Origin of the sequence: Prosthecobacter debontii (assembly GCF_900167535.1) — a bacterium.
In the GTDB taxonomy this organism is placed as follows: Bacteria; Verrucomicrobiota; Verrucomicrobiia; order Verrucomicrobiales; family Verrucomicrobiaceae; genus Prosthecobacter; species Prosthecobacter debontii.
Genome location: NZ_FUYE01000017.1, coordinates 1 through 26365, shown reverse-complemented (window position 1 = coordinate 26365; position 26365 = coordinate 1). Strand labels below are relative to the sequence as shown.

Below are 26365 nucleotides of genomic sequence, written 5' to 3'. Positions count from 1 at the left end.
GAAGGCATTTCCAAGGCATGAGTCACCACGTCACATTCAACGATCTGCCCCAGGGCGGTGAGAAATTCGAACCAGCCAAAGGCGGAAAGCTTATCGGCGCTTTTGGCACTGCCGGTTTACTCGGCATTCTCGGTTCCGTTTACTTCTTCTTCACCCATCCAGACACCTTTGCTTACAGCTGGTTGTTTGCCTTCTTCTTCGCCTTCACCTTCATCTGCGGTGGCTGCTTCTGGATCTTGCTTCATAGCGCCTCCAACTCCGGCTGGGGTGTGGCCATCCGCCGCCTGTGGGAGCAATTGGCCAACATGATCTTGCCCTTGGCGATCCTCGGCGCTCCCCTGCTGATCCCAAGTGTGCAGACTCACCTCTATGAGTGGATGAACCACCACCGCGAGGCTGCTCATCACGCTCACGAAGCGGGTCAGACGGTCAAAGATGCGCTGCACCACATGTCCGAATCCAACGGCCACCTGCACGTCCTGGTGAGCAAGTTCGGCTACTTGAACATCAACGGCTGGTATTTCCGTTTTGCGTTCTATTTCTTCGTCCTCTGGCACATTGCTCGCACCCTGCGCAGCAAGTCGGTGAAACAGGATATGGATGGTGACATCAAGCATACCATCAAGGCCCGTCAGTTCTCCTGCCGCTGGCTGCTGTTCTTTGCCCTGACCGTCACCTTTGCCGCGGTGGACTGGATCATGACCCTGGATTACGCTTGGTTCTCCACGATGTGGGGTGTTTACATCTTTGCGGGTTGCGCCTGGTCCTCCATGGCCCTCACGATCCTGCTCGTCACTTGGTTGAAGAGCCTCGGCTACCTGAAGCAGGTGGTCACTCAAGAGCACTACCACCTGATGGGTAAGCTGCTGTTCGCCTTCACGGTCTTCTGGGCTTACATCGCCTTCAGCCAATACTTCCTGATCTGGTATGCCAACATCACGGAAGAAACCCGCTTCTACCTCACCCGTAACACGGAAGGCTGGCGCTGGGTGTCGATCTTCATCGTGATCGGCCACTTCATCGCTCCGTTCGTGGTCCTGCTTTCTCAGCCTCGCAAGAAGAACCCCATCGTGATGTGCGCCATCTGTCTCTGGGTCATCTTCATGCACATGGTGGACATCTACTGGAACGTGATCCCTGAGCGTGGCCCTTCCCTCGGCCTCGGCTGGTGGGTCAGTGGTGCCTGGGTGGGTGATGTGGTGGCTCTGGCTGCTGTGGTCGGCACCGTCGGCTTCCTCTTCCTGCGCAGCCTCTCCCGTAACAGCCTGTATCCCTGCCGCGACCCTCGCCTGCTGGAATCCGCCAACGTTATCAACTGATTCCCTTTCATGTCTTCGACCGCTCCATCTTCGAAAGCTGGCGCCACCTTCCTCTGGGTTCTGGGCGCTTTCCTCAGCTTTGCTGTTCTTTACTTTGTGATTCAGAGTCTCTTCGCCCATCCTGGCGCAGAGGACCCACGTGCCTCCGTGCGTCTCGAGAACAAAGAAGAAATCCTCAAGGCTCAGAACGAGATCGTCGCTAAGATGGGTCTCAATGATCCTGCCAAGAAAGCTGCCATCTTCACTAAGACGATGGAAGCCTTGAAGGCCAAGCCTGCCGCCGCCAGCACACAAGTGGTGCCCGGTTCTCCAACCCAGCTCAAGCAGGCCGCCGCTCCGGCCCCGGAAGCAGCCCCTGCTGCTCCCGCTACCCCTCCCCCAGCGAACTGATTTTTTGCCCACTGGAATCTATGCAGACCACCTCAGCATCCCCGGACACCCAGGCCGACAACCTGCGTCGCGCAGCGATCGACAAGTCGGTTAAGGGCCCGGTGCTCTTCCTCTTCCTCAACGGGGCCTTCTGGCTCATGGCGTCCACCATCCTGGGCGTTCTGGCAGCCATTAAGCAATTCGCTCCTGATTTCCTTGGTGCTTGCAGCGTTCTCCAATACGGACGCCTTCAGCCCACTCACCTCAACGCCCTCGTTTATGGTTGGGGGGTGCAGGCAGGTCTCGGCGTCATGCTCTGGCTCATGGCACGCCGCTCCGGACAGGAACTCCGCACTGGCAAGAGCGTCCTCTATGTGGCCGGTGTGTTCTGGAACATTGCCGTGACCGTCGGTCTGCTGGCCATCCTTCTGGGCCGCAGCACCTCCATGGAATGGCTGGAAATGCCCGCCTTCGTCTGGCCGGTGCTTCTGATCAGCTTCCTCGCCTACGCTTGGCCAATGGTGTTCATGTTTGGCCGCTCCTTCCGTCCTGAAGGTTTCATGGTCAGCTCCTGGTATATCCTGGCAGCCTGTTTCTGGTTCCCTTGGATTTTCATCACCGCCAATGTGTCCCTCCACTGCCTGCCAGGTCTTGGCGCTCTGGGTGCTGGGATCAACGCTTGGTATGTGCACACCGCGATTCTGCTGTTCTTCACCCCTGTTGCTCTGGGTGCTGCCTACTACTTCATTCCGAAAATCACCGGCCAACCTGTTGCCAGTTCCCAGCTCTCCCAGATCGGTTTCTGGCTCCTGGCTGTTCTCGGGGGTTGGACCGGTATGCAGCATTACATGGGTGGCCCGTTGCCTGCCTGGATGCCTGCTGTGGGTGCCGCAGCCGCCGTGCTTCTCCTGATTCCTGTCGGTGTCGTGGGCCTGAACCATCACCTCACCACCCTGGGCAAGCATAACCTCGTGGCCTCCAGCCCGACCCTGCGCTTCGTTTTCTTCGGAGCTTTGTTCTACCCGGTCAGCGGTGCGATCCTGGCCCTGCTTTCCAACTTCTCCACTGGAGCCACCCTTCAGTTCACCCAGGCCTGGTATGGTTTCCAGATCGTGGCGGTTTACGGCTTCTTCAGCATGACGGTCTTTGGTGCCATCTACTACATCGTTCCTCGTCTGACCGGTTGTGAGTGGCTCTCCGTCCGCCTCATCCGCAACCACTTCTGGTTCTCCGTTTACGGCATCGGTGCCATCGTCGTGACCAGCCTTGTAGCCGGTGCCCAGCAAGGTGGTGATCTCAATTCCCCTGAAATGTGGGATCAAGATTTCATGCAGCTCGCCCTGAACCTGCGTCCTTACATCATCGCTCGTGCCATCTCCTGGGCGCTGATCACTTGGTCCAATGTTTGGTTCCTGATCCATCTCATGCTCATGGTGGCCGGTCTTGGCCGCCGCAGTTCCTCTCCGACACTGCTTGAGCATGATCACGAAGAAGCCCTTCCCCACGCCGCCCACGCATGAGCCAGTTCCGCACGTTTATTCTCGCCCTTGTCGCCAGCTTTGGTCTTCCCTGGCTCTGCTTGATTGTCGTTCCGGCGATCAAATACCAAGCGCTGCAACCCCTGACCTATGACAAAGATGCCGATGGCATCGAAGGTCAATATCCGCAGGCTCCGATCAACCGCCAAGGCCAGCTCGTCTATGCCCGTGAAGGTTGCGCTCAGTGCCACACGCAGATGATCCGCCCCACTCAGCTCGCCCTCGATGGCTGGCGTAAAGGTTGGGGTCAAGATCAGGAGGCCCGCCCAGCTACTCCTGTCCGCTCCAACACCCTTCTGGACTATTTAGGTGAGCCTTACGCTTACCTCGGTGTGCAGCGTAACGGTCCTGACCTCGCCAACTATGGCTGGCGCGCCCCAAGCCGTGAGGAGATCCATCAGATGCTTTTTGCACCGAAGTCTCGTCACGACTGGTCCAACATGCCTTCCTTCGCTCACCTTTATCAGGTGCGCCTAGCTCAGGGTCCCGTCTCCGATAAGGCTCTTAAACTGCCCAAGAAGTTCAAGGTGAAAGAAGGCTACGAAGTCATCCCGACCCCTGAAGCAGAGAACCTGGTGAACTACCTGCTCTCCCTGAAAAAAGATTATCCCGTCCCTGGTGAGTCCGCCGCAGTCGCTGCCGCTCCGGCCGCCGATGCCGCCAAGAAGTAACCCCCTGGATCACTTGCGACCCCGCCCATGAGCGCTCCCTCCTCCTTTCCTAACCCTGACAGCAACGACCTCGACCGTCTTCACGCCGCCGTGAAGCGTGAAAAGGCCGACCTTGAGCCAGGCCGTGAACCTGCCCCTATGTGGGTGCTTTTCCTGTTCATGGTCGTCGCCATCATCGCTGGTGGCCAGCTCGGCCCGATGACCGGTGGTTTCAAATTCGACGTCAGCAATCCCTTTGCCACGAAAACGGTGAGCGGTGGTGACCCACGTCCGAAAGGCCCCGGTGGTGACGTCGCGGCTGATCCCTTCCAGGTCGCCATGAAAAAAGGTGCCAGCGGTTACGCTGTCTGTGGTGGTTGCCACCAGGGCAGTGGGATGGGCATTCCTGGCCAATATCCTCCTCTGGCAGGTTCCGAGTGGGTGACCGGCGGCACCGAGCGCCTCATCCGCGTCGTCCAGCACGGTTTGACCGGTCAGGTGACCGTGAAAGGCCAGAACTACAACTTCCCTGGCGGCATGCAGCCCTTCGGTGCAGGCATGTCCTCCGGAGACCTCGCCAACGTGCTGACCTACATCCGTAACAACTGGGGCAACGAAGCCCACATGGTCACCAAAGAGATGGTGGAGAAAGTTCGCGCGGATGAAAAGCGTGCCACTCAGTGGACCATGGCTGAGCTTGACGCTTTCAAAGACAAAGACGTTCCTGGCGACATTCCTGCCGGTCCTGGTGCCACAGCTCCAGCGGCCAAGTAATTTCGCGATTCCCCCTTTCATGTTTTCCCCATGGCAACCCTTCTCTGGCCAGACTCCTCAGGCAGTCTCGGAAAAGGTGTGGCCTAAGCCATCGCAGCGTGGGCTCCACGCTGCATCCCAAGGTTCGACCGGCCTGAGCTCTTCTTCCGAGTCAGGTTTTCTGTCGGACCCTCTCCATTTCAAGCAGTCTCACTGATCGTCCCCCCACGACCATCCCGTATCTTTGGTTCCTTCCTTCTTCCTATGAGCGCCGCAGCCACTACTCACGATCACTCCCACGGAGCCGATCATGCGCATGACCACCACGAGCCGGGATTTATCGGCAAGTATATCTTCTCCTGTGACCACAAGGTCATCGGCATTCAGTATGCTTTGAGCGGTCTGCTTTTCCTCCTGCTGGGCTTCTTCCTGATGTTGCTCATGCGTTGGAGCATCGCCTTCCCAGGTCAGCCTGTTCCAGGGCTTCAGTTTGTAGAAGGTCTGCCAGGCATCGGTTGGCTGTTCCATGAGACGATCGGCCGCTGGGCTCCTGGGGGCATCGTCAATGGTGAGCTCTACAACATGCTCGGCGCCATGCACGGCACCATCATGGTGTTCCTGGGCATTGTGCCTCTCGGTTTCGCCGGTTTCGTGAACTTCGTCATGCCCCTTCAGATCGGGACCATTGATATGGCCTTCCCGAAACTGAACATGTGGAGCTTCTGGCTGTTCTTCGTCAGCGGCGTGCTCATGCTTTACAGCTTCTTCGTCGGCACGGGTCCTGTGCAGACGGGTTGGACGATGTATTCGCCTCTGGCTTCCACCACCACCCTGGCCGTGAGCAACGTCTGGGCCCACGGTCACACTTGGTGGCTCACCGCGATGGTGTTTAACATTTCCGCCTCCCTCCTCGGTTCGGTGAACGTGATCACCACGATCATCAACCTCCGCGCCAAAGGCATGAGCTGGATGCGTATGCCTTTCTTCTGCTGGGCCATGTTCGTCACCAGCTTCCTGCTGCTTCTGGCCTTCCCTCCTCTCGAAGTGGCCGCTCTGCTTCAGCTCGTGGACCGTGTTTTCGGCGCCAGCTTCTTCCTGCCAACCGGCCTGATGGAAGGTGGTCAGCACCTGGACATCTCCGGTGGTGGTAGCCCGCTGCTCTATCAGCACTTGTTCTGGTTCCTGGCTCACCCTGAGGTGTATGTGTTGATCCTTCCGGCCTTCGCCATCCTTTCCGACGTCATTCCGGCCAATACCCGCCGTCCGCTGTGGGGTTACAAGTCCATGGTTTACGCCGCTCTGACCCTCGGTTTCCTCAGCTTCCTGGTCTGGGCTCACCACATGTATCTCACCGGCATGGGCACGATGATGTCCACCTACTTCCAGATCACCACGGTGCTCATTTCCGTGCCTTCCGTGATCCTTCTTACCGGTCTGATGATCTCTCTCTGGGGTGGTTCCATCCGCTTCACCCCGCAGATGATGTTCGCCTCCGCTTTCCTGCCGATGTTCGGTATCGGCGGTCTGACCGGTCTGCCTCTGGCCTTCACCTTCATTGACTTGGCTCTGCACGATACGTACTACGTCATCGGTCACTTCCACTACGTGGTGGCTCCGGGCACCATCTTCGCCCTCTTCGCCGGTGTGTATCACTGGTATCCGAAGATCACAGGCCGTAAGATGAGTGACTTCCTCGGCAAGCTGCACTTCTGGCCTTCCCTGCTGGGCATGAACCTCATCTTCGCTCCGATGTTCATCCAGGGTCTCGGAGGCTTCCACCGCCGCTGGTATGACGGTGGTAAATACTTCGAGCAGACCAGCAGCGCCTCCAACTGGGTGACTGAGCTGACTCACAATGTCTTCGGTCTCTTCGGCATGGATGTGCCCAATAACCTTCTGGGCCTGAACGTCCTGATGTCTGTCGGTGCTTTCATCCTCGCTCTCGGTCAGGTGCCTTTCATCCTGAATGTCTTCCTCAGCATCAAAGGCGGTAAGAAGACCAACAGCGACAACCCTTGGCATTGCACCACCCTGGAGTGGGCCACCCCAACCCCGCCTCCTCACGGTAACTTCACCTTTGAGCCTGTCGTGGTCCGCGGTCCTTATGAATACAGCGTCCCCGGTTGCAACCAGGATTACTTCCCACAGTGGGAAATCGAGCCCGGTAAGGCAGCCCCCGTTCCTGCGGCTCCCACTCCCGCCCCTGCCGCTCATCATTGATCACCAACCGGCCTTTTGAGACCTCAACACTGAGCATCTTTTCGCAATGGACATCCCTTATACCGTAACCGCCCGCCCTGATACAGGGCTCTACAATGCCAAGGTCGGCATCTGGCTCTTCCTCGCTTCTGAGGTGATGCTTTTCGGCGGCCTTTTCTCCTCCTACATCTTCCTGCGCGTTGGTGCTGACTATCACTGGCCGATCCATGAGCTCAAGGTTATGCCCGGGTTCATCAACACCCTGGTGCTGATCTTCTCTTCCGTGACCGTGCTTCTAGCTTGGGCCAACTTGAAGCTGCGCAAGATCGCTCAGTTCAGGGCCTACCTCGCCATCACGATTCTCTGCGCCTTGGCGTTCATGGGCATCAAGAGCTACGAGTATTACGGCAAGTTCACTCACTATGCCGTCAAGCTGACCGATGGCACCTTCCTCACGGGCCACTTGCCTCACGGATACGAGATCAAGTTCGGTGAAGCCACTAACCTGAACCTCACCGTCCACAGTCAGACCGCCGCCGTGGATGCAGATCCCGTGAACTACGTCCTCCCCTATCTGGAAGGCGAGGCGCCCAAGTTCAAGACCGAGTCCGGTGAAGAGATCACGCTGGATAAAGCCTCCTTTGCTAAGCTCCGTCAGGATGCTCTGGCTAAAGCTAAGGAAGAAGGCAAGAACAGCGCTTCCATCAAGCTGACTGCGGCTTCCGCTCTCAGCTTCCACGTGAAGCCGAGCAAAATCCTCGGTTACACCGCGACTGGCATCACCTTCCGTGACGGCACCGCTGTCGAAGGCAAGCTGCTGGATGACAAGATGACCATCGATGTGGACGGCGTGGATGCTCGCGGCGTGCCCGATGCTGAAAAATCCCTCGCTTGGAGCAGCGAATATCTGGGTGAAGCCTGGAAGAAGGCTTTCATCGCCCAGCGCGACCACGCTAAGGAGGAATTCAAAGAGAAATACCCGACTCGTGACCCGCTCAAGAGCGCCACTCACCAGAAAGAAGCCTACTACCTGCACATCGAAAGCGCGACCCCTCCGGCAGCTGAAGGAGGCCACGAAGGTGAGCACAAAGCCGAAGCCGCTGCTCACGAAGAGGGCCATGACAGCCACGGTCACCACCCGACGGTGACTCTGGAGAAAAAAGACATCGCCTTCTACTCCAACTACACGCCGAAGCTGAACACCTACTACGCCATCTACTTCACACTGACCGGTCTGCACGGTCTGCACGTGGTGGCAGGGGCGATCGTCCTGGCTTACTTCCTGTTGTTCGACGGCAAGATGCTGAAAAACGATCCTGAGCGCCTGGCTAACCGGGTGGAGGTCGGCGGTCTGTTCTGGCACTTTGTGGATCTGGTCTGGATCTTCCTCTTCCCGCTTCTGTATCTCCTGTAATCGCTCTGTTTTACCTTCTATTCTTTTCGTTTATGGCAAATAGTCCTGAAGAAATCCACAAGGCGGTCCGGAACATCATCATCATCGGCCTCATACTTGGGGGCTGCACGATTGCCACTGTGCTCTTGTCCTACTATGAGTTTCCGACTCATAGCATCAACATCATCGTGGGGATGATCCTAGCGACCATCAAAGCAGCTTTCGTTGCCCTGATTTTCATGCACTTGAACCACGAGGCCAAGCTGATCTACAAGATCCTCGCCTTCACGGTGGCTTTTGCTGCTGCCTTGTTCCTTCTGTTCGTATTCTCATCCCATGATCCGCTGGTCTTCAGCGGCTTCTACGAGAGCAATCAGTAAGCCCCTTCTACCGCCATGTCCCTCAAGCACTTCCACATTGTCTTTATCTTTTTCGCCATCCTCGGTGATCTGGGTTTTTGGCTGTGGACGCGCATGCTCCCTGAGCAGGCTGAATCGCTGGGTGTGACTGGCCTGGGCATCTTTGCTGGTTGGCTTAGCTTGGTTATGACCGCCTACGGCATCTGGTATGTGGTCAAGAAAAGCCGCAGTATCATCGTCTGATCCTTAGCCCCATCTCATCACACCTCATCATGAGCTCTTACCTGCTTCCTCTCGCTTGTGCCACCTGCCGTCCTGATCCAGGCAGCGTGATGGCTCAGGCGCAAGACATGGCCGTGCTTGTGATGCTCGGTTTCCTGATGCTTGGCATGGCTGCCGTGGGTCTCATTTTCTTCAATTTCGTCCGCAAACAAAACCGTCTTTCCGCTGACGCGCAGCTTTAATTCCCCTCCCTTCACTCATGAGCGTCTCTGACATCAATACCTGGTTTGGCATCACCGAAAACGCCTCCGAGCACGGCGGTCTGGTGGACCACATGCTCGGCTTCGTGCACTGGTTCATGCTGGCCTTGTTCGTCGGCTGGTCCATCTATCTCGTGCTGGCCTTCACCAAATTCCGCCAGTCCAAGAGCCCGAACGCAGACTATCACGGCGTGCGTGGCCATGCGTCCACACACATTGAGATCGGTGTGGTGGTCGTCGAGGCCATCTTGCTGTTGGGCTTTGCCTTTCCGCTGTGGTCTCGCCAGGCCGATGACTTCCCCACCAGCCCTGACACGGTGAAAATCCGCGCCATGGGTGAGAAGTTCCTGTGGAACTTCCAATACCCAGGCAATGACCTCATGCTCAGCACCTGGAACCCGAAAGCCATCGCCCCCACCAACGTCACGGGCCGTGACCTGATGGACCCCAACGGCAAGGACGACTTCGTCAACCCTGGCACCATGAAGCTGCCCGTCGGCCGCCCGATCATTGTGGATGTTTCCAGCAAGGACGTGATTCATAACTTGGCCCTGGTGCCGATGCGTGCCGCCCAAGATGCCATCCCTGGCGTCAAAGCCCACATGTGGTTCAAGCCTGTGAAAACCGGCACCTGGGACATCATCTGCGGTCAGCTCTGCGGCCCAGGTCACGCTCAGATGAAGGCGGTGCTCGAAGTGGTGGAAGACAAAGAATTCGACGAGTGGGCCAAGGAGCAATCCGCGACCGCTGCTGCGAAGTCCGCTGCTCAATAAGAGAAGCCCAAGCCAACCAGCGCTCTTCTACGGAGCCTTTTTCAAGGTGTCCCGCTTCTACCCAGGAGCGGGACATTTTTTTATCGGAATCCCAACCCAGCGGCTGACTTCCACGTTCTGATTCTTAGCCTCCGCTTCTCTCCGCCATGACTTGGACTCGCTTTCAACGCCTCGCTCTCATCGCCTTCATCACCGTGGAGGTGCTCATCTTCGTCGGGGCGATTGTGCGTGCCACGGGTTCTGGATTGGGGTGTCCCGATTGGCCCAAGTGCTATGGCCGCTACATCCCGCCCACACGTGCGGAGGACATTGACTTTGATCATCTCAACCTGGAAAAATTCCGCGCCAAGGCCGCTCGTCACGGCCGCGATCCTGCCACCATTACCCCGGAGACGCTGAGAGCCGAGTTCGATCCGCAGGCTACCTGGATAGAATATTTCAATCGTCTCACCAGTATTCCCGTCGGTATTGCCACGATCGCGTTGCTCATCACATCCTTTGGAGAGAAGCGCCGAGGACGCACTCGCGTTTTGATTGCAGCCATAGCTTCCGCTTTACTGGTCGGGATCAATGCCTGGCTCGGGGCCAAGGTCGTCTTCAGCGGGCTCAAGCCCGGCACCATCACCCTGCACATGGCCTTGGCCATTCTGCTCCAGTGTGTGCTCGTCTATACCGTCTGGCGGGCTCATGATCGCCCGTGGGGGCTGGATTGGAAGGCACGGCCTTACGCATGGCTGCGCGGCATTGCCTGGGCCTTGTTTGGCCTGATCGTCATCGAGGGCATCATGGGCTCACAGGTTCGGGAGCTCACCGATCATCTAGCCCATACCCACGCTGGCCACCCCCGACACGAATGGGTGAAGGAACTGGAGCAGAGCTGGGTCTATCTGGTGCACCGCAGCTTTTCCTGGCTGATCGTCATCACCGGTCTGGTTTTCCTGCGCCTGAGCCAGCGCCACCTCCGCCGTGTGGGATGGCTGGAGCACTCCATCCTCGGCCTCATCCTGGCCCAGATGGTCCTCGGCATCGTGCTCGCCCATGTCGGCATCGTCGCCGTCGCCCAGGTGCTGCACATCGGCCTGTCCTCCCTGCTGGTCAGCGCTCTCTTTCTCTGGCTGCTGGGGGCCACGCGGACAAATACAAACGCTTCTGGCGAATCCCCAGCCTTGCGCTAGACTGCCCCTCCCATGTCCGTTCCCCCCAGCCCCACCGCCGATGCGACCTCCAAAACCTGGAGCATGAGCGATCTGCTGGTGCTCACCAAATTCCGCCTCAGCGCCTTGGTCATCGTCACCACCTTTGTCGGGTTCTGGCTGCGTGTGGGCTGGCAGTTCGATGGCTGGCTGATGTTTCACACCATTCTCGGCAGTAGCCTCGCCGCCTTCGGAGCAGGGGTGTTCAATCAGCTCATGGAGATCGAGCCCGATTCGCGGATGACCCGCACGGCGGATCGTCCCCTGCCCTCGGGCCGCATTAGCCCCAGCGCCGCCTTTGGCATCGGTTGGCTGCTCAGTTCCTTTGCCCTTATTCACCTGGTGGCAAAGGTGAACTTCGAAGCCGCCGCCCTCACCGCCCTCACGCTGGCCGTTTATCTCTTCATCTACACCCCGCTGAAGAAACAATCCCCCACCAACACCCTGGTCGGGGCCGTTTCCGGAGCCTTGCCTCCCCTCATCGGCTGGGCCGGTGCTGCCGGACCTGTGATTGGCAGTGCCCCCCAGGTGCGTTGGCAGCTTCTGCTGGAGCCTGGAGCCATCTACCTCTTTGCCCTGCTCTTCCTCTGGCAGCTTCCCCACTTCCTGGCCATCAACTGGATGTATCGCGACGAATACCGCCGGGGTGGTTTTGTCATGTTGGCCAATGACGACGAAGCCGGTGTGCGCACCTCCAAGCACGCCCTCGCCTACTCCATCGCCACCTTGCTGCTGATGTTTTACCCCGTGCAGCAGGGCCTCGTCATCACCTGGCTGTTTCTCCCGCTGGCCCTCATCCTGGCCGGTTGGCTGTGCAAACTGGCCCTCGTTTTCCAAAAGAACCCCGAGCGTGTCACCGCCCGCAAGCTCTTCTTCTGCACCCTCATGTATCTCCCCGCCATTCTGATTGTCACGACACTCGCCTGGAAACGGTAGTCAAGCTTCCAAGGTTTGGCTCTCCACCTCGCCCGCGATAAAGTCACGGCTATCGGGAATGATGAACAGCACGCCAATTCTTCAAGGTTCCAAACGTGAGCCATTGAGAATAGGAACACCGTCTCTGACTTCGTTAAATTTATCCAGAACGTTAGTCGAAGTTGGCTTACGCATGGATAGAAGATCGGCAAAGGCTTCCTCTGGATTGGCAAAGGCACTCAGAGGCCGCTGACAAGCGGCATGCAGCAAGGCGACCGCACTTGAGGGGCCAATCGTAATCCGGTAATCCTGGGCAAAGACGCCATCACTCATCCGCCGCAAAGAACTGTGAATCTTGCCACCTTGACGCGTCAAGGTGATCAAAGTGGCAGGGCGGGCATCACCTGCGATCACGAAGGCACAAGCTTGAGCCTTTGAAGCATTCAGCTCTTCGAGCTGATCCAGCCTGTAAACTCTCCCATGATTATCCACGATCTCTGTGACTGGACTTGCGAAAGAATGCATATAACTCAATCGAAATTCTTTCTCCTCCGCGAGGTTATTCTTTAACATATCCTGCCAGACCGTAACGGGATAATCAGCACGAGAAAAATCCGTTCGATAGAGGCTGAGCCCCTCATCTAAAGATCCAAAGCTACAGGGACTTGAAGCATAAAGCTTAGCATCCACAATCTTGCGTCCACGTAGCATGCTACGCCCACCGAACCCGAAAGGCCGTTCCTCAATCCAAGGCGCAAAGAGCTGCTCAGCACCTAACTCTCCCGAGCGCCCCCCTCCGTAGGTGGCATCCCATACAAACCCGAAAGAGTCCTTCTCTAATTCAAATTTCATCTCGGGGCTCCATACCGAGAGAAACCCATGTGCAGCATCAGGGAGGCCATTGTGAATCTGACCAAAATTGATACCTCGCTTACCCTCCCCCCAACCAATAGCATGACAAAAATCTGCTGATTTAGGAATTTCAAAATCGTCAATAGCCCCACCTTCAGGACGTTTAACAAAGGCGAGACAGTGATTAAGCCAACGCATTTCGTAAGGCTTCAATTCCACTTGATACTTCATCTTTAAAACCTGGGAGGATTTGTCCCAAAGCAGTTCCGGTGAATGAAGCGCAGACCATGAACGAACACGAATCGCCGGAAATGGTTGATCTAAACCAAACGCATCACTGGCCGCTAACCAACATTCCCCATCTTCCAATCTCACGACCCCATCCGTGGGGCACTCAATCGTTCGCTGGCTCTCTGTCTGCAATCGTTGACAGCCCGCAGGAAGCGTGAGGCTAAACTCGATAGCCACGGTTCGCGGCTCAGCGCTCAAGTTGGAGACACCATCGATCGCATCATAACCAAGGGCGAGGCACGTTGATCGTTGGAAGAGTCTAGAAACCGCTATTTTCCCATCTTTAGTTTCCCCCTCGACCATTGCCACAAACGATGATCCCAACTGACCATCTGAACGATTCCAAAAGCGGCGGCTTCTGCCTTCAATGACTTCGTCTTGCACTTTCAATTCTCCAAAAGATGGTAATGTCTCGCCAACCTGAATTGAACCGTTTGAACGAAAGCTCCACTTCAGCTCGTCGTCTGCCTGGAGAGTCGCGCCAGGAAAGCTATGGCTCATCACATAGGAAGTCTTTGTCTTTTGAGGCGGCGGAGCTTTCGGGAGGAGTTCACTTTCAGGGCGAAGTGAAGCCAAGACTTTCTGGACATTCCACAGCGAGATGGAGCGGTTGTGATGTCCTGCCGCCAAACCCTTGCTATCTGGCGTAAACGCCAAACAAGTGACTTCATCGTCTTTGAGTTCGATCCCGCCCAACGGAATGCCCTGCCGCGCATCCCAGAAAAAGAGAAACTCAAACTGTTCACTGGTCACGACGGTGGTCATCAAAGAACCATCACTGCTAAAGGCAGCGGGAGGCCCAAAAGGAGTGGATGTAAAACCGTCTGAATATCCCGAGGCCGAGAACTCTCGGATTGCCTGGCCCGTCTCAGGGTCGAAGATGCGGATCGTTCTTGAGCTCCCTCCGGCACAGAGCTTTCTATCACTGGGCAGGGTTTGAAAGGGCTCCCCCCAAGGACTAGGATTCCGTTCATAAGATCGTATGACGCTCCCATTGGTCAAATCGATGTGTGCCATCCATACCGAAGCAAAAGACGCCACCCTATCCCCTGACAAAAACGTCGCCCATGAGACTGGCCACGCGGTTGTGCGCCCGAGTGTTTTTAGATCCAGAACCCGACTCTTTTCATGGCTTTCCCGAAAAAACCATCGTCCATTTCTACCCGTAATGACATGACTTCCGTCATCGTCAGCAAAGATTTTCAGGTTCGACATCTCTTCCATGGCTGGCCCCGTGAAAGCTTGGGAACCCTTGAGCACTTGCGGTGGACCGTTCACCGGCCGCATCTCAGGCAGGGTCCAGCGAATGAAATTGCGACAGTCAGAGGAAATCAGTTCACGACCTTGATTGACCAAAGCTGGGACTGAATACCCCGGATCCTCTTGATCGCATTGTAGGACAGCAGCAGCTTTTCTTGAAGCCAGATCCCAGATCACCATCGAATCCCACGCATGGCTTAATAAACGTTTACCACCATCAAGAAAGAGCAACGATCTGACTGGAGATTGGTGAAGAGAGACCGTTTGGGCAGGAATCGGTGTCCAAGTTCGGGTATCCAGGCGCGTAAAGCCACTTTCTTGGGCTAGAAGTAAAATATCACCTTTGGGTGAAAAAGCCGCCCCCAAGCAGCCTGTTGAAAAGCTCTTGAGCAATTTCCCATCTGGAAGGGAAATCAGTTTCGCGGAATTCCTCGAAGAGACGAAAAAGCAGCGGCCATCGGGCGAAAACAATGCCGCAGTGACTGGGAGATAGCCTCCATCATCGGACACCTCGCCATCTCCCTGAAATGCCAGCCTCCACGATTGCCCCTCCCTCTGATAGACTTGATAACTGGTCTGAAAATCCACCGCGCTAACAATGGCTAGCCATTGTTCGTCGAGGCTGGAGTGCATCCCCCCTAACTTCTCCATCAACACAGGCTCCGGCTTCAGATCCTCCTCTGAAAGACGAAAGAACTTCCTATCCTGAGCGGTCCCCGCCATTACCCAAATGGCATCCTGATGATACAGGAGTGATCCATCCAAGCCATGCACTCCCGGTATTGTGACCTGTTGGAGTTCTTTACCCGTCAAGGCATCCAAAAAACAAACGGTCAGCTGCATATCTTTATGCACAGCCACAGCGACCTTCTTGCCGTCAGGGCTGAAACTGACGTCACAGATCCTCTTCGTGTCAGGTTCCCATTTCCAAAGGCGCGTTTTGTCACTGAAACGATGGCATACGAGTCCGTGGGGCCTAAACCGCTTGTCCCTACCCGCAGTGGGATCTGATTCCATCTTGGGAACCTGCGAGCATATGAGAGCGCCGTCGGCGGAGACTGCCCATTCACCAGAGGCGTTCAACGTTCCAACAAACCGCACATCGCCGTCTTTATTGGACCACAGGCGTAGTGATCCATAAGGTCGCAGGCTCTGACTGAGGAGCAGCCCCGAAGGTAACCAGGATAAATTTTGGTCCTGACTTTGATGTCCTGTAGTCGGATCACCAAGGAAACCTATCAAGCCTGGGCGCTCTCGAGAGAACAGCTTTAAATTCGCGTCTAACTGAAAGTGCTCTTGAGCACAAACAGAAATCAGATTGACCCATACCAAAGCTAAAAAAAGTAACTTTACCTTCATAAAACAGATTTAAGAGCGGGTGATCAGTTGATAGGTGGTTTTGTCTTGAGACACCACTTTCAGCATGAAGCGAGTGGCTTCAGGGTCCGAAAAAATCTTCTGGACCTGATCGATCGTCGAGACTGACTGCCCATTGATAGCGAGTAATTGATCTCCCTCTTGCAATTGCTTTTGGGCTGCTCCTGCCGGATAACTTTGAGCAATCAACACCCGTTTCTCTCGCACATCAGTGAGCTTGAGTTTGATCCGCAGAGCATCAGTCAACATCATGACCCGTAAGCCAGGAAAAACTTCCAGCCCTGAAGGCTGCGTCTGAGCTTGATATTTCTCCACCTCAGGAGGAATGCCTAGCAGCACCTTCCATGAGATCTCTTGGCCTTCACGCAATCCGTTGATTGAGACTTCGGCTTGAGGGGCTTTAGACGCTAGCACCAAGCGTAGATGCGTTCCGCTGCGGATTTTACGTCCATTCACTTCCAAGATCACATCGCCAGGCTGAAACCCTGCTTTATCTGCAGGACTAGCAGCCATAATGTCCGTGATAACGATGCCCATCCGACCTGTCGGAACCCCAGCTTTTTTTAACTCACTCGCGGCTAGCTCTGCATATCGGATGCCTAAATACCCACGAACGACGATCCCATACTGCACCAGGTCCTCAGCCACTTTGAGAGCTAGGTTGATAGGAATCGCAAAGCCAATATTTTCTCCCATGTAGCGTGCGGTATTGACTCCGACAACCCGGCCCAGACCATCCAAGAGAGGGCCGCCAGAGTTCCCTGGATTAATGGCCGCATCGGTCTGGATGAAGTCTTCCAATCCGTTGCGGATCAACCCTACCGTGGAGCGCCCCGTCGCACTCACGACGCCCATCGTGAGCGTCTGTTCCAATCCAAAGGGGCTGCCGAGCGCCAACACGACGTCTCCGACACGCACGTTTGAGCTATCAGCCAACGTGGCCGGGGCTAAATCTTGAGCTTCCACTTTGAGCAACGCCAGATCAAATATGGGATCCCCTCCCACTACGACCGCAGCGAGTTCATCTTCGGATGTTCTTAATCTCACGGTGATTTTGGCCGCATCGGCCACCACATGATGATTGGTTAAGATGTAGCCGGACTTGGAAATGATGATCCCTGAGCCGTTCCCACGGTTTTTCGGTAATGATTCCTCCATCTCTTCACCCAGATCAAAGCGCGGAAGCTTCGACTTCGAAGCTTCGTCCTCACGCACCTCCTCTGCTGCAGCTTCAGTGAGGACGGTCACCACGCTATCCTGGATTCTTTCCACCGCATCACTGTAGCTGAGCACCACCTGGGAAGCGCCGGGTAATCGGGCTGGATCACGAACCACCTCCAGTTCACTGCCCAGATCAGCCGCCGAAAGACTGCCCCCTAGTCCTAAAACGGTCACTACCCCAGCAAGAAAGCTTCCCCGCCCCCTGGGTCGTAATGGCAACTCCATCTTCCAAGAAATCCTACCGATCATTCCTTCAAATAAAACGCGTATTAAAAAAGCCCAGTCTTTTATTGATGGATGAGCTACATTCTCATTCAACGACGTGAAGGAAGGAATGTCCTGACAAGCCAGTGCGACTTTCCGGAGGAACACTTCCGAGCGCCCCCTTTGCGACCTCCGCTAGGCTCCACAGGCCACTAGCCCTTAAATCCGTCGAAGTCAGCATCATCCTCCAGACGTAACTCATTCGACATCCGCTTTTCCCTCGTCATTATTGAATCCCCTCATGTCCGATTCCCCTTCCCCGAAACCCTCTCTCACGCCTTGGGCCATCTGGATTCCCATCATCATTGCGGTGCTGGGGGTGGTCGTGTTTTACAACTACTTGCTGGCCATGCAGCAGCAGGCCCGGAGTGAGGAAAAGGATCGGCCGGCTTTCCTGGGCCGTTTGGAGCGGGATCTGGAGCTGACCGAGCGCAATGGCAAGACGGTGCATCTGGATCAACTGCGCGGGAAGATCCTCCTGGCCTCCTGGGTTTACACCCGCTGCCCCCGTGGTTGTGCCGGTGTCATCGCCAAGCTGAAGAAGCTGCAGGAAGAGTATCGGGGCAATCCCAACATCCACTTCGTCTCCTTCACCCTCGACCCCGATGACACGCCTGAGATGATGCAGCTCTTTGCCCGCGGCATTGATGTGAAGGATACCGATCCCTGGTGGTTTGTGAATGGCAACAAGGATGAGGTGCGCCGTTACATGACGCAGTTTTTTAAATTCCGCCCGGTGCAGGACCTCCCGGAAGCGGATCGCCTCTCTCCCGATGATAAATACATCCATGACCTGCGCGTGGCGCTGGTGGATTCCAAAGGACACGTGCGCGGCACCCTCTACGATCTGATGAATGCCGACCCCCAGTTCCAGGATTACTTCGAGGCCCAACTGCGCAAAGACCTGAACTACCTGCTCAAAGAAAAAGAGAAGGAGACAGACGAGAAAGCTCCATGAACTAGCTGAGCGATGGAGGAACAGTGGTTAAGCTATGGCTGAGCCGTTGTTTTCCAACCATCGCTCAACCACTCAGCCATCGTTTAGCCACAGCTCAACCACCCCATGACTGTTTACGATCTGCCTCCCATCAACGCCACGTTGAATGCCTGCGCCACGGTGTTCATCATCCTCGGCCTCATCTTCATCAAAGCGGGCAAGAAGAAAGCCCACATCGCCTGCATGGCCACAGCGCTGATGTTTTCAGCCGTGTTCTTGGGCTGCTACCTGTATTATCATTTCCATGTGCTGCATGTGAAGTTTGCGGGGACCGGCCCCATCAAGACCTTCTACTATGGGCTTCTCATCAGCCACGTGTTCTTGGCGATTGTGAATCTCCCCATGATCATCATGACGGTCATCCCTGCCCTGCGCCAGCGTTGGGATAAGCACATGCGCATCGCGAAGTGGACGGCCCCCATCTGGCTCTATGTCTCCATCACTGGCGTCATTGTTTACATGATGTGCTACCAGTGGTATGGCCCGCCGATTCGCTAACCACGAAGCCTAAGGCAAGCTGTCGAGCCCGACTGCTCACTTCAGATCCGCCCACTCAATGCGCCGGATGCGCAGCCGATTCAGGCCGCCCACGTGGGCATCTCCGGCGCAGTAGGCCAGCAGCACGGCATCTTCGACAAAATGAAGAGCCGTGTAGCAATACCACCCCTCGGGATCAGACTCGATCACCTTCTTAGCACTCCAGGTGTGACCGCCGTCGTCTGAAAGACCGATCACTAAGGGCGTGCGCTTCTTCTCCACGAAGGGAAAGTCACCGCTGTGATCATTCCACACCGCCAGGAGGGCCGAACCACGGGGCAGTCTCTTCAGACTGGCTGGAGAGGCGGGGGAGTTCAGCGGCCCCGGAGCTACCGGCGTCCAGCTCTCCCCGCGATCCTTCGAGCGGCACTCATACTGCACCCCTTGATCCGTGCGGAAGAAACTGAGTAGAGAGCCATCCTCGAGCTCCACGATCCCTGGTTCCTGCAAACCGGTGCGCGTGCTCGGCACTGGTAGAGCCTGCCACTGCGGGGCCTCTTTCCAGGTCTTGCCTTCATCGTCAGAGATCACCCACAGGGCGATGGCTCGGCTATCGAAGGACTTGCTCGTTTCTGGGTCCGCATTTCGCGCGCGGTGGGAGGCCAGTGGAGCAATCAAGCGTCCGCTGCGATGTTGGATCACGCGGTCATTGTTGAGCACGAAGTAACCCGGAGCCTCCAACATGCGCACCGGTTCGCTCCAGGTCGCCGCTTCATCGTCGCTGAAGCACACATGCGGCCGACAGTCTAACCAGGTATTTTTCAACAAGTAAAACAATGCGATGCGACCACTCTGCAGGCGCAGGAGCGAGACACTCATCACATTGGCCCCCTGGTGATTTTCTAAAAGAGTCCGCGGCTCACGGCTCCAAGTGCGTCCACCATCCTGGGACTCGAGGGCCACGATCCGTGCCGCGCTGTGATCCGAAGCCCCCCCATAAAACTGGGTGTAGAGATACAGCAGGTGACCGGACTTGAGCGTGATGAAAGCTCCCTCCGAGTTACGGGGAAACTCCTTTGTGGGTTCCAGATTAAGCACCACCTCACCGGCAGCCGCAGCGTGCAAGTGAACAGCCAGGATCAAGGACCAGAAATAACGCATCTGCTACCTACGTGCGCATCCGGCCCTCACTTCATGCGAAAGGCTCGATAAAATCTCTTGCGCCTCCCCATGCGCAGGCTGGACTCTGAGGCATGGCCTCAAACCTCGAAGCGCTTCGCCTCGCCCTGCAACATTCCCCCGACAATGTGCCTCTCCTGCTGCTGTTCGCTCAAGGCTGCATGGATGAAATGATACCGGATGAAGCGGAGGAGGCCTATAGCCGTGCCCTGAAAAACGAAGCCGGAAATCCTGAGGCCCGGCTCGGCATGGCGCGTGTGGCGCTCCTGCAAGGCCGAATCTCCGAGGCCGCCGTACGTGCCGAGCAGCTTGTGGCGGAAAAGCCGGATTACGGCCCTGGCTATGTCCTCCTGGCACGCATCCTCATGACTGAGGGGGACCTCCGGCGCGCACGGAACCTTTACGATAAAGCCCTCTCTTTGAATGCCTCTCTGGCCGATCCAGGGCTGGAAAAGGATCTGAAAAACGTCAAACCGACGGACGATGCCGGTGGTGGCCGAAAGAAAGCCGGCCTCACCTCCTCCGGCAGTTTGATCGAGGCGCCTGAAGAGGATGAGGAAGACGATGATCATCCCCTGGGGGGAGCCGCCTTTGATCTGGGTTTGGCGGATTTTGAAAAGCCCAAGCTCAACTTCGCCTCCGTGGGGGGCATGGAAGCGCTGAAGGAAGAGATCCGCATGAAGATCATGTATCCGCTTCAGCACGCGGAACTCTTCAAAGCTTACGACAAGAAAGTGGGTGGCGGGGTGCTGCTCTACGGCCCACCGGGATGTGGCAAGACCCTCATCAGCAAAGCCACAGCGGGTGAGATCAAGGCCAACTTCATCGCCCTCGGTCTGCACCAGATCCTGGACATGTGGATCGGTAACTCGGAGAAAAACATGCACGAGGTCTTCGAACTGGCGCGCAAAAACGCCCCCTGCGTGCTGTTCTTTGACGAAGTGGATGCCCTCGCCGCAGACCGTCGTGACCTGCGTCAAAGTGCAGGCCGTAACCTCATCAATCAGTTCCTCTCTGAGATGGATGGGGCGGACTCTCAAAACGATGGCGTGCTCATTCTGGGCGCAACCAATGCTCCGTGGCACATTGACCCCGCTTTTCGTCGGCCGGGTCGGTTTGACCGCACCCTCTTCGTGCCCCCACCCGATGAAGTGGGTCGGGCTTCCATCATCGAAGTGATGGCGGAGAAAAAACCCATCGGCCAACTCGATCCGCGTGCGCTGGCCAAGAAGACACCGGAGTTCTCCGGGGCAGATTTGAAGGCCGTCTTCGACCTCGCTACCGAGGAAGTGCTGACGGAGGCCATGAAAAACGGCAAAGTCGTGCCCCTCACCACCAAGGACCTCATCAAGGCCGCCTCACGCCATAAGCCGACCACGAAGGCCTGGTTTGAAAGCGCCAAGAACTACGCCATGTATTCCAACCAAAGTGGCTTCTACGATGACGTGCTCAAGTATCTGGGACTGATCAAACGCTAACCGTCCCCCCATGCACGACTCCGACTACTCCAGCGCAGGCTCTCACTTTGCCCGTGGTCGTCTGCTTCAGTCTCAGCATCGCTATGCCGATGCCATCCGCAGCTACAAGCAGGCGCTGGAGCTGGACCCTGGTCACACTCCCAGTTATGTCATGCTGGCGCTGTGCTGGCTGAACGAAGAGGATACCGCAGCTCAAGCCGTGGATGCCGCTCAGCGTGCCGTCGGCCTGGAGCCGGAGGATGTCTTGGCCCGCAGTGTCCTCGCCCTGGCCCTGAATGCCCGTGCCAAAGATGGCCAGACCTCAGCCATCCGTGAATCCCTCAAGCATGCGGAAGAAGCGGTGGGCATCGATCCTGACAATGACTTTGCCCACGCCGTGGCAGGCCGCATCCACCTGCGCCTGCGCGAGTATGCCGAGGCGGAGGTCTGTGCACGCAAGGCTCTGGAGTTGGACACGGAAAACACCATGGCCGCTGAAGTCCTCTCGGCGGCGCTGCTGATGCAGAAGAAGGATGGCGACCACAAAAGCCTGATCGAGTATCAACTTCAGCGGGACCCCGATGATGACAGTGCGCATACCAGCGCGGGCTGGCAGGCGCTGATGGAAGGCGATCATAAACGCGCCAACCAACACTTTCTCGAAGCTCTGCGCCTGAGCCCCATGAGCGAAAGCGCCCGCATGGGCTTGGTGGAGTCCTTCCGAGCGCGTTCGTCAGTTTACCGGCTGCAGCTGCGCTTCGCGCACTTCATGAATCAGTTCACCGAAGGGCGGCAAAACGCGATCATGTTTGGCGGCTTTATCGCTTACAAAGTGGTCAGTACCTTGTTAAAAGACGTCTCGCCTGTGCTCAGCGGCCTTGTCATTGGCATGTGGCTGGTCTTCGCCCTGTGGTCCCACCTGGCCCGAGGCTTCAGTTCCTTCTTCATTGTCATGGATCGCTTTGCCCGTCAGGCCCTGCGCCCGCGTGAGTATTGGGAGGGCGTGGTGGTCGGCGGATTAATTTTCGCATCGTTAGTTAGTCTGATTCTCGGCTTCGTCTGGAAGATTGAAGCCGGAAGCTACGTCGCGCTGGTTCTGCTTCTGGCCGCCGTGGCCAATGCCGCCGCCTTCACCAACGACCACCACTTCGGCCGCCATCTCTACAACATTGCCGGTGCCATCGCGGGGTTTGGAGCCGTGTATTTGGCCGTTGCCGTATTCAGTCCGCTGCATCTTCCCTCGGCTCAGCTTCTCGGCATCCTGGCATTGCTCATCGGCGTCATCGTCAGTTGGTTACGCCCCTTTCGGGTGCTGTATGCGTGATGCAGAGAGCCCGCATTCTGCATGAAGGTTCACAGCCTAACATTCGAGACTTGCTAAAAAAAGCCGCTCCGGTTAGCCTACCCGAGAACCCCTCTTCAGCCTATGTTGGAAGTCCTGTTGGCGATTCTCCTCCCCATCCTGCTGGTCTGCGGGATCATCGGGTTGATCATTTACCAAGCTGTCACACGCGGCTATCAAATGCGTGAGCTTTGTGATCACGGTGTCGAAACCACGGGCGTCATCCGCGAAAAGCGCAGCTACAACCCGCAGTCCGGCAGCCGACGCTACAAGCTGGCTTACACCTACACGGACTCCGTCGGCGCGAGTCACAGCCACACCTCCGTGGTCACCTCCAGCGTTTATGATCAGCATGAGGAGGGCGGGCCCATCTCAGTGGTTTACTCCTCCCGCACCCCCTCCATCAGCGCGCCTCTGTATCTGGTAGAACAGAGCCGGGATGCCCTGAAGAAGGGGTGAGTCAGGAATGAATCGTTAGGCCTGACGGATTCACATGCGCCGACATCAGGGCTTTCTCAAGGCTTCATCAGATAACCGAAGAAGTCCTTCAGGTCGGCATCGCTCATGCCTGTAGTGAGGGCCTCGGGCATCATGGAAACAGGGGAGGCTTCCAGCTTCTCGATCTCCGCTTGTTTCACGGAGGTCTTGTTGCCGGCGATGTCCTTGAGCACGATGCCGCTGGCGTCTTGCGCATCCATGATGCCGGTGAGCATCTGGCCATTTTTCAGCTTCACGATGTAGTTGCCAAATCCCTCGCGGATTTCCAGGCTTGGATTGAAGATGTTATCCAGCCAGAAATCGGGGTTGGTGCGATCATAGCCCGTGAGTTCAGGACCGATCGAGTTGCCCTCGCCAAACAATTTATGACAAATGGCGCAGCGTCCCATGAACTGGAGCTTGCCCTTGTCTGGATCACCCAAGCCTGTCTTCAGCACGGCCTTGATGCGGGCCATCTCTTTCTCCTTGGCTTCCGTGGGGCCTGTCGCCAGCAGCGTCTTCCAGTGGCGATCAATGGCGGCATCGATCTCCGCATCCTTGTAGAGGCTGAGTTGCCGGGCCGTATCCACACTGATGTGTTTGGCCTGCACGTTGCCTTCATTGACGAAGTGCACCAGCATCTGTGCCCACTCCTTGCGCCCCGCTAGGACACGCAGGGCATCCTCACGCAGAGCTTTGTCACCGGCAATACGCGCCTCGTAACCTTGCAGCAGTGCCTGGGCGATGCGCTTGTCTTCAAACTTGGCCGCTGCATGCAGCACACCCCGCTTGAGGCTAGGGCTGGTGGTGCTGCTGCTCAGGATGGCCACCATCGGCGCGATCGCTTCCTGTTTGTTCAGCTCAGCCATTGTCTTTGCCACACTGATGCGCTGGGCATTCGAGGCGTCCTTATCTCCCAGCACCTTGAGCGCTTGCTTCAAAGCATCGGCGCTGCCCGTGCGCAGCGCCAGCGTCAGATCCCCGCCGGACTCTTTCATGAGGTAATCCTGAAGCGCTTTGGACAGAGACTCCGGTAGCGGTGGCATCTCAGTGCCTTCAAAGGCAGCGGCCAGCCCCGCGATCACTTGGGCGCGAGTCTCCGAGTCACTGCCCAGCGCGAGCAAATCCGCGCAGGATTGCAGATTCTCCGCACCTCCAGCCATGGCATAACGTTGAGTGAGTTTCTTGGCCAAGGTCTCACGGAAGACCTCCGACTTCACAAAAGCGGCATCCTCTTTCAAGAAGGCAAAAACAGCGTCTCGCTCTTTTTCCGACTTGGACTCCAGGGTCCACCAAGCCAACAACGGCAGGTGACCGCTGGCATCCTCATCCCCCACAGCGCTCCAGAGCAGAGGCAGCGCATCGTGAGCCGAGAGACGTTTGGCTGAGGCTAAGATCTGAGCCCGCACCTCGAGATGTTTTTCCGACTTGGCCAGACGGACCAAAGCTTCCGAACCTCGACGCTGCTCGCCGATGATCTTCACTGCCCAGCGGCGCACATAAGGATCCTCGGCCGAGAGCAGACCATCCACCAGCGAATCGTCCGCAGCCCCGAGCATATCGAGCGTCCACAGCGCATCCAAAGCATAGGTCCCCTGCCCTTCCACTTGCTTTTTCAGCGGTTCTTTCAGCTCCGTCAGACCACGCCAAGCAATCTCCAAAGCCGCCTGCTTTCTAAACCATTCGTTAGGCGAAGTCAGATACCCGAGCAACTCCTCTGGCGCAGCCTTGGCCAGATCGAAGGGCTTCAGCTTCGGTGAACCAGCAGCAGGACGCACACGGTAGATGCGGCCGCTGGTCTTGTGCCAGTCGTCCACCGGGCTCACGTGACTGAGGCGCGTATCATACCAATCGGCCATGTAGAGGCCGCCATCGGGGCCCACGCCAGTCCACACAGGGCGGAACCAGCGGTCCGGTGATCCCATCAAATTCTCTTCATCCTTCGTGCGGAAGGTGGAGCCATCCGGGATCACTTCGCTGACATACACCACATTGGCCAGGGAGTTCGGTGCGATGATCTTTCCCTCGTAGGAGGAACCGAGAAGTCCCCCTTCATACACCGTGAAAGCTTGAGGAAAACGTTTCTCATCGCCTTCGTGCTTCATGTGCTCGAACCACCCAAAGGCATAGGGATTGGTCAGAGGACCATGCTTGCCCCAGCCTTTGATGCCGTAGCTGCCCTGCTCATAGTGCATGCCACGGGTCTTGCCATTGTTCGTGCCGGAAAAGACGCGACCTTTGCTGTCAATGTCGAGGCTGAAGGTATTGCCACCGCCTTCGGCATAGATTTCAAAGAGCTTCGTTTTCGGATGATAGCGCCAGATGCATTGCCCTTCCCAGCGCACATTCTTGGTGGCCGCACTGGAGATGTTGCCTGTCGTGGTGCTGCCATTGGCTCCATACAGCCAGCCATCCAGGCCCCACTGGAGATTGGTCGCGACTGCGTGGGTATCCTCCAATCCGAAGCCGCTCAGCTCCACCACCGGATCGCCTTCGGGTAAGCCGTCCTGGTTCGCATCCGCATAGCTGAGTAGGTAGGGCGGATTCAGCACCCAGATGCGCCCTTGGCCGGGCAGAGCCGCGCTCGCGATGTTCAGCCCTGTGATCACATCCGTATGCTTATCGAAAGCACCATCGCCATCGGTATCTTCAAAGACGGTGATCTTATCCGCGCCCTTTTCACCTCGTGGAGGTGGCAGAGGCACCTTGTCAAACTTGGCCCGCAGGTGCTGATCGTAGCTGATGATCTTCAGGCCTGCCGGGAACTGATACTGGCGATACATCGTGACCCACATGCGGCCCTGGGAATCCCAACTCGCATAGAGCGGCTGCTCCACCGCAGGCTCGGCCGCCATGAGATCCACGGCCACATCGCTGCGGGTGGTGAAGAGCTTCACCGCCTCCTGGGGCGGAGTTGGCGGGGTATCATCGGCCATCACGCCACGCCCCTTGCGTGTCTCCATGATCTTTTTCACCTCCTCATTCCCCGCCACCGCGTCCGGTGACTGAGCGGCCAGAGAACATGACCAGGAGAGGCCTAAACAAGCGGGGAGGAAATAGCGGGCAGAAATCATCGCAGGAAACAACAACACACCGACGGGCCGTTTCTTGCGGCCTTGTGGCCGGATGGCGTATTCCTGTGATGTGAGCCCTCGAAAGTGATGAGGGCACTCCTGCCCGCATTTAGAAGGCCGAGCGAGCTTCCAATCACCCCAAGACCACGAAAAG

Annotated in this window: 22 protein-coding genes; 18 read left to right on the top strand and 4 right to left on the bottom strand. The window is 56.9% G+C overall.

Features of this window, described 5'->3' with window-relative positions; all coding sequences use genetic code 11:
• The first annotated feature begins 17 nt into the window (after positions 1-17).
• The 13 genes from B5D61_RS20180 to cyoE all read left to right on the top strand — a co-directional run bounded on the left by B5D61_RS20180 (position 18) and on the right by cyoE (position 11964).
• Positions 18-1319: a hypothetical protein gene (locus tag B5D61_RS20180; RefSeq protein WP_078815247.1), complete on the top strand. Its 1302-nt coding sequence runs from the start codon at positions 18-20 to the stop codon at positions 1317-1319.
• Between the two features lie 9 nt (positions 1320-1328).
• Positions 1329-1709, top strand: coding sequence for a hypothetical protein (locus tag B5D61_RS20175; RefSeq protein WP_078815246.1), 381 nt, complete (start codon positions 1329-1331; stop codon positions 1707-1709).
• A 20-nt stretch (positions 1710-1729) separates the two neighbouring features.
• Complete coding sequence (locus tag B5D61_RS20170) at positions 1730-3208, top strand: cbb3-type cytochrome c oxidase subunit I (protein WP_078815245.1); 1479 nt, start codon at positions 1730-1732, stop codon at positions 3206-3208.
• Positions 3205-3897 carry a cbb3-type cytochrome c oxidase subunit II gene (locus B5D61_RS20165; protein WP_078815244.1) on the top strand — a complete coding sequence of 231 codons (693 nt, stop codon included), beginning with the start codon at positions 3205-3207 and terminating at the stop codon, positions 3895-3897. Before B5D61_RS20170 ends, B5D61_RS20165 begins: the two co-directional genes overlap by 4 nt.
• 27 nt (positions 3898-3924) lie before the next feature.
• Positions 3925-4650: a c-type cytochrome gene (locus B5D61_RS20160; RefSeq protein WP_078815243.1), complete on the top strand. Its 726-nt coding sequence runs from the start codon at positions 3925-3927 to the stop codon at positions 4648-4650.
• A 243-nt stretch (positions 4651-4893) separates the two neighbouring features.
• Positions 4894-6849 (top strand): cytochrome c oxidase subunit I, encoded by a 1956-nt coding sequence (locus B5D61_RS20155; RefSeq protein ID WP_078815242.1) that lies wholly within the window; start codon positions 4894-4896, stop codon positions 6847-6849.
• A 46-nt stretch (positions 6850-6895) separates the two neighbouring features.
• Positions 6896-8242 carry a cytochrome c oxidase subunit 3 gene (locus tag B5D61_RS26845; protein ID WP_245846575.1) on the top strand — a complete coding sequence of 449 codons (1347 nt, stop codon included), beginning with the start codon at positions 6896-6898 and terminating at the stop codon, positions 8240-8242.
• A 32-nt stretch (positions 8243-8274) separates the two neighbouring features.
• Positions 8275-8601, top strand: a complete 327-nt coding sequence (locus B5D61_RS20145) for a cytochrome C oxidase subunit IV family protein (RefSeq protein ID WP_078815241.1) — start codon at positions 8275-8277, stop codon at positions 8599-8601.
• Positions 8602-8616: 15 nt separating this feature from the next.
• Positions 8617-8823, top strand: a complete 207-nt coding sequence (locus B5D61_RS20140; RefSeq protein ID WP_078815240.1) for a hypothetical protein — start codon at positions 8617-8619, stop codon at positions 8821-8823.
• A 29-nt stretch (positions 8824-8852) separates the two neighbouring features.
• Entirely contained in the window at positions 8853-9044 is a 192-nt protein-coding gene (locus tag B5D61_RS20135) for a hypothetical protein (protein ID WP_078815239.1), read from the top strand.
• Positions 9045-9061: 17 nt separating this feature from the next.
• Positions 9062-9835 carry a cytochrome c oxidase subunit II gene (locus B5D61_RS20130; RefSeq protein WP_078815238.1) on the top strand — a complete coding sequence of 258 codons (774 nt, stop codon included), beginning with the start codon at positions 9062-9064 and terminating at the stop codon, positions 9833-9835.
• 146 nt (positions 9836-9981) lie between these two features.
• On the top strand, positions 9982-11010 hold the full coding sequence (locus B5D61_RS20125) for a COX15/CtaA family protein (protein ID WP_078815237.1): 1029 nt from the start codon (positions 9982-9984) through the stop codon (positions 11008-11010).
• A gap of 12 nt (positions 11011-11022) precedes the next feature.
• Positions 11023-11964, top strand: a complete 942-nt coding sequence (gene cyoE / locus B5D61_RS20120; RefSeq protein WP_078815236.1) for a heme o synthase — start codon at positions 11023-11025, stop codon at positions 11962-11964.
• Between the two features lie 81 nt (positions 11965-12045).
• On the opposite strand, the gene B5D61_RS20115 is transcribed toward cyoE, so the two are convergent.
• Together B5D61_RS20115 and B5D61_RS20110 are read right to left on the bottom strand one after the other, a co-directional pair.
• On the bottom strand, positions 12046-15705 hold the full coding sequence (locus B5D61_RS20115) for a WD40 repeat domain-containing protein (RefSeq protein ID WP_078815235.1): 3660 nt from the start codon (positions 15703-15705) through the stop codon (positions 12046-12048).
• Between the two features lie 9 nt (positions 15706-15714).
• Positions 15715-17118 (bottom strand): trypsin-like peptidase domain-containing protein, encoded by a 1404-nt coding sequence (locus B5D61_RS20110; RefSeq protein WP_176159559.1) that lies wholly within the window; start codon positions 17116-17118, stop codon positions 15715-15717.
• A gap of 331 nt (positions 17119-17449) precedes the next feature.
• Here B5D61_RS20110 and B5D61_RS20105 point away from each other — a divergent pair, with 331 nt between their 5' ends.
• The gene (locus B5D61_RS20105; RefSeq protein WP_078815233.1) at positions 17450-18166 is read left to right on the top strand and encodes an SCO family protein; all 717 of its coding nucleotides are present in this window, start codon (positions 17450-17452) and stop codon (positions 18164-18166) included.
• 105 nt (positions 18167-18271) lie between these two features.
• The gene (locus B5D61_RS20100; protein WP_078815232.1) at positions 18272-18703 is read left to right on the top strand and encodes a DUF420 domain-containing protein; all 432 of its coding nucleotides are present in this window, start codon (positions 18272-18274) and stop codon (positions 18701-18703) included.
• A 36-nt stretch (positions 18704-18739) separates the two neighbouring features.
• Here the strand turns inward: B5D61_RS20100 and B5D61_RS20095 are convergent, their stop codons facing one another.
• A complete protein-coding gene (locus B5D61_RS20095) occupies positions 18740-19843 on the bottom strand; it encodes a sialidase family protein (protein WP_078815231.1) in 1104 nt (367 codons plus the stop codon).
• A gap of 92 nt (positions 19844-19935) precedes the next feature.
• On the opposite strand from B5D61_RS20095, the gene B5D61_RS20090 reads away from it, so the two are divergent.
• The 3 genes from B5D61_RS20090 (at position 19936) to B5D61_RS20080 (ending at position 23119) form a co-directional block, all read left to right on the top strand.
• Entirely contained in the window at positions 19936-21339 is a 1404-nt protein-coding gene (locus B5D61_RS20090; RefSeq protein WP_078815230.1) for an ATP-binding protein, read from the top strand.
• A gap of 10 nt (positions 21340-21349) precedes the next feature.
• Positions 21350-22642 carry a tetratricopeptide repeat protein gene (locus B5D61_RS20085; RefSeq protein WP_078815229.1) on the top strand — a complete coding sequence of 431 codons (1293 nt, stop codon included), beginning with the start codon at positions 21350-21352 and terminating at the stop codon, positions 22640-22642.
• A 102-nt stretch (positions 22643-22744) separates the two neighbouring features.
• Positions 22745-23119: a DUF3592 domain-containing protein gene (locus tag B5D61_RS20080; protein ID WP_078815228.1), complete on the top strand. Its 375-nt coding sequence runs from the start codon at positions 22745-22747 to the stop codon at positions 23117-23119.
• A gap of 56 nt (positions 23120-23175) precedes the next feature.
• On the opposite strand, the gene B5D61_RS20075 is transcribed toward B5D61_RS20080, so the two are convergent.
• Entirely contained in the window at positions 23176-26211 is a 3036-nt protein-coding gene (locus tag B5D61_RS20075) for a DUF7133 domain-containing protein (protein ID WP_078815227.1), read from the bottom strand.
• Between the last annotated feature and the right edge of the window lie 154 nt (positions 26212-26365).